Annotated in this window: 3 protein-coding genes and 1 pseudogene; 1 reads left to right on the forward strand and 3 read right to left on the reverse strand. The window is 70.0% G+C overall.

Annotated features, from left to right (window positions below):
* A pseudogene (locus tag RMO97_RS08290) lies at positions 1–250 on the forward strand (transglutaminase family protein); the annotation flags it as partial.
* A gap of 183 nt (positions 251–433) precedes the next feature.
* Here RMO97_RS08290 and RMO97_RS08295 read toward each other — a convergent pair.
* The 3 genes from RMO97_RS08295 to RMO97_RS08305 form a co-directional block, all read right to left on the reverse strand.
* A complete protein-coding gene (locus tag RMO97_RS08295) occupies positions 434–1,174 on the reverse strand; it encodes a protein phosphatase 2C domain-containing protein (protein ID WP_310540265.1) in 741 nt (246 codons plus the stop codon).
* Entirely contained in the window at positions 1,171–2,172 is a 1,002-nt protein-coding gene (tagH, locus tag RMO97_RS08300) for a type VI secretion system-associated FHA domain protein TagH (protein WP_310540267.1), read from the reverse strand. The genes RMO97_RS08295 and tagH overlap by 4 nt, the downstream gene beginning before the upstream one ends.
* A gap of 10 nt (positions 2,173–2,182) precedes the next feature.
* Positions 2,183–3,453, reverse strand: a 1,271-nt coding sequence (locus RMO97_RS08305; protein ID WP_310540269.1) for a HAMP domain-containing protein, incomplete at its 5' end; no start/stop codon positions are given.

Genomic DNA, 3,453 nt, shown 5'->3' on the forward strand with positions numbered 1-3,453 from the left:
CCGGCTGGAGGGCGCCGACGCCACCCACGCCTGGGTCTCGCTCTGGTGTGGCGACCTGGTCGGCTGGATCGGCCTGGATCCCACCAACGCGATTCTCGCCGAGAACGATCACATTGTTCTGGCGGTCGGCCGCGACTATTCCGACGTCGCGCCGATCGACGGCATCATCCTGGCCCCGGGGGTGCAGACCCTGAAGGTCGAGGTCGACGTCGCGCCAGAGACCGAGGCCGTCGCGTCCCTCAATCCCTGATCCCGGTCTCGAGCTGCGTTGACGCCAGCCGTCACCGATGTCGAGCAAATGCCACGCGCACGCACCCGATAGTGCGAGCCGCTCGCAATTGTGTTGATAATGCGAATTCCTCCTGACCCGCGCCCTGCGTCGGTGATCTATGCCGCCCACCGACTGATCCGGCGGGCTCCGCCCACAGGCGGATCAGTCAGCGGCGATGAGGATGAAGCTGACATTGTCCGGCGCCTGACGGGCCAGGGTCGTGGTCAGCAGCCAGTCGGCCGAGCCGGCCAGGTCGTGGCGGTCGATGCCCGCCAGCTCGTCCTCAGTGACACAGGCGGTCAGGCCATCAGAGCACAGCACGAAGAGGTCCCCGGACTGGATGGGGGCGAAGCGGCGGTCCAGGTCGATGGAGGGTGCAGATCCCACGGCGCGGGTGATGACGTGGGCGCTCGGATGGGATTTGCGACGGGCCTCGGGCAAGGCCCCGCCGTCCACGAGTTCCTGCACCACGCTGTGGTCGCGGGTGATGGCCGACACCGATCCCTGACGCAGATGATAGGCGCGACTGTCCCCGGCCCAGAGGCAGGCATAGTGGCCCTCGTGAGCCAACAGGGTGACCACCGTCGATCCGCTGGTCGCGCCCGAGGCCGCCTGCTCGGCGAACAGCTCGGCGTTCACGCGGCGCACCTCGCCCTCGATGTCGGCGATGCAGGCATAGCCCGAAGCGCCGTGCTCCACCTGGGACAGGGCCTCGATGAGCCGGCTGGCGGCGACATCGCCGGCCTGGTGCCCGCCCATGCCGTCGGCCACGGCCCACAGGGTTTGAGCTCCGCGCTCCAGCAATCGGTCTTCATTGACCGTGCGCCGGCGGCCGGCGTGGCTGCGGGAAACCGAGCGGAACCTCAGAGGGGAGGCTTCCGGCGGTTGGGCCAGGGCGCTCACCGAGCCTCGGGGTCCGTCGCGCGGCTGTAGGCCTCGGCGAAGGCGCGCCGGAGGGCGTCATCCTGCGTTCCCTCGGCGCTGTTGGTGAAGGCCGCGTGGCGGCGATTGTGGATGTCCCAACAGATGGCCTGGCGGCTGCGCAGCATGGAGCCTTGCGACTTGGCCTCCGCTTCGATGGCCTCGGGCGCGAAGCTCTGTAGGACCACCTCCGCGGCCGCGTCGGCGCCCCGGGCCAGGGCCGCGAGGTGCTGGTTCAGATCTTCGAAGGAGGCCCGCACCGCCTCGGCGTCCGACAGGAAGGCCGCGTCGCCGCCGGTCAGCAGATCCTGCGCCACCTTGCGAGTAGGCGCCCACTTGAACGGGTTGTTCTGAGCCGCCCGGATGGTGGTGCGCTCCAGCTCGTGGTCGCCCTTGAACCGGGCGCGGTCGGCCATCAGCGTCGCCAGGCCGATCACGGTCTGCTGGTAGATGGCCCCCACCCGCCGCATGAGGTCGGTGGGGTCTTCCGAGGAGAGGGCCGAGGCGTCCAGCTTGGCGCCGTCGCAGAAGGCTTCCAGCAGGGAGGCGTCGCGATGGGGCGACGGCGCGGCCGGCGGATCGGTCCAGGTGGACGGCAAGGGCGTCACCTGCGCCGCCAGGGGCGCGTGCAGGGTGGTGGCCAGGCCAGCGTTGGCGACCTCGTCGTTGAGCGCTTCTTCCACGAGGATGGTGAAGGCGCCCAGCCGCAGGCTCTGGCGGGCGGTGATCTCCACCGGCAGGTCGCGCGGCGCCCGCGCGCCGTCGGCCAGGAAGGTGCCGTTGGTGCTGGTGTCCTTCAGCAGCAGCCGGCCGTCGACCATCTCGAGACTGCAGTGCAAGCGCGACAGCGTGCCGTCGGGATCGGGCAGGGCCCAGTCGGCCGAGACGTCGCGGCCGATGGTGACCGGAAGATCGGCGATCAGCCGCCCCTCGATCTGCTCGAAGGGGTGATCCTTGTGGAACAGGCGACAGATGTACATCGTCCCTCCCCTATGCTGAGCGCCGCGGCCAGGCGGGATCGAAGGGCGTGCCCTCGGCGCTTGAGGGCTTGGCCGGCGCGGGCTTTGGCTGCGCCTCGGCGACCGTCGGCGCGATGCGGGTCTCGTCCAGGGCGCGGGGGCCGCCCGAGGGCCGCTCGGCCGCCTCCAGACGTTCCTGCACGGCAGTGGCGAACAGGTTGAAGCCGTCGAAGAGCTCGCCGAACTCGTCCTTGCGGGCGTGGGAGATGCGGAAATCCAGGTCGCCCATGGTGGCGTCCCGCAGAGCCTGCTTCAGGCGGCGCACCGGAGTGGCGAGCATCTTGGCCAGGGTGAAGCTGATCATCCCCACCACCAGCAGGATCAGGGTGCTGAGCGCCAGCATCAGGTTGCGGGAGGTGGCGGCGGCGGCCTGCAGCTCGGCCTTGCTGATGCTGACCTCGATCATGCCGAACTTGCGGTCGGCATAGAGGATGGGATGGACGAAGCGGAAGCCATCGCGTCCGTCGTCCAGCTTGATGTCGGTCACCGTCACGTCGCGGTTTCGCTGCACCACCACCTCGCCCACAGGCGGGCGATAGCGCGTGCCCAGCAGCTTGGGGTCGCTGGCGCCGCGGATGATCCCCTCGGCGTCCACCATGGTCATCCACCGAACCGACTGGTCCTTGGCGGCGGCGGCGATGAAGGCCTGGATCGGGGTCCAGTCCTGTTCCATCGGCAGGGCCGCGGCGTTCTCCACCGAGGGCAGGGCGGCGTTGCTGGCCACGAAGGCGGAGATCGAGGAGCCCGAGGCGAGCGCCATGCGCTCCATGGCGCGGTACTGGCGGTCGAGCACGGCGCTGACGCTGATGGCCAGGGCGACCGCGGTGACCACCACCATGCCCAGGGTCAGACGGATCTGCAGGGGCAGGTATTTCCGGCGCGCCGAGTCCTCGGCGTGGACGGCTTCGTAGGCCTTGGCCTCGCGGGCCAGGGCGCGGGCCAGTTCCGCGCCGTCTGCGAACCGACGCTCCGGGCGTTTGGCCAGCAGCTTCTCGACGATGAAGCGCAGGCCACCCGGGCAGCCCGGCTCCACGGCGGCGATGGAGGGCGGGTTCTGCTGGGTGATCTGCAGGGCGAGAGTCGCAGCGCTGGTCCCGGAAAAGGCCTGCTTGCCGGTGATCAGCTCGTACAGCACCACCCCCACCGAGAAGAGGTCGGAGCGGCCGTCCACCACCTGGCCCAGGGCCTGCTCGGGGCTCATGTAGCGGGGCGTGCCCAGCACCTGGCCGATCTGGGTGCGGA

Origin of the sequence: Phenylobacterium sp., from assembly GCF_031425575.1 — a bacterium.
In the GTDB taxonomy this organism is placed as follows: Bacteria; Pseudomonadota; Alphaproteobacteria; order Caulobacterales; family Caulobacteraceae; genus Phenylobacterium.